Here is a 413-nt window from a genome sequence, read left to right as displayed (position 1 = left end):
GCTCTATTCAATAACTTAACGCAACAAATCTAAAATTATAGATTTGTTATAATGAAAGTAAAAAAGCATAGACGACTTACCCTAAAAGAAAGAATCCAAATTGAGACTCTTTTAAACGAAAATAGATCCAAAGCTTATATCGCTAAACAGCTAAAAAGATCTAGATCAACTATCACTAGAGAAGTAAACAAATTAGTCGGTAATACCAATGATAAATACGATGCTCATTTATCACATTGGTGTGCTAAAGATGATTACTTAAACAAAAGAATTTTAGATAAAATTAGCACACATAAACCTCTAAAACATTTTGTCTATAAAGGACTTTTATCTGAGTGGACTCCAGAACAAATATCTGGAAGAATCAAAGAGCTTTATCCCAATGATCCTATAATGTCTATTTCTCATGAAGC

General features: G+C 30.0%; 1 protein-coding gene. It reads left to right on the top strand.

From position 1 onward, the window contains the following. Positions 1–51: 51 nt before the first annotated feature. Positions 52–413: helix-turn-helix domain-containing protein (locus GN138_RS15890; RefSeq protein WP_157364977.1), on the top strand; the 362-nt coding region annotated here is incomplete at its 3' end.

This window comes from Winogradskyella endarachnes (assembly GCF_009741275.1).
Classification (GTDB): Bacteria; Bacteroidota; Bacteroidia; order Flavobacteriales; family Flavobacteriaceae; genus Winogradskyella; species Winogradskyella endarachnes.
The sequence above is the reverse complement of the archived record's forward strand: the minus strand, read 5'-3'. Positions and strand labels throughout refer to the sequence as shown.